Annotated in this window: 1 pseudogene; it reads left to right on the forward strand. The window is 46.8% G+C overall.

The window, feature by feature from the left end:
- Positions 1 to 218: pseudogene (locus A3751_RS03005) on the forward strand (F0F1 ATP synthase subunit alpha); the annotation flags it as partial.

Raw genomic sequence — 218 nt, forward strand, 5'->3', positions numbered from 1 at the left:
AGATCATCAAAAAGCTTGGTGGTAGTGTGCGTCTAGCGCTTGCTCAGTATCGTGAACTTGCAGCATTTGCTCAGTTCGCTTCGGATCTTGATGAGGCGACTCGTAAGCAGCTTGAGCATGGTCAGCGTGTTACAGAGTTAATGAAACAGAAGCAGTACGCTCCACAAAGTGTTGCTGAGATGGGTGTAGTTTTATACGCAGCCAATGAAGGTTTCCTT

This window comes from Oleiphilus sp. HI0080, assembly GCF_001635135.1.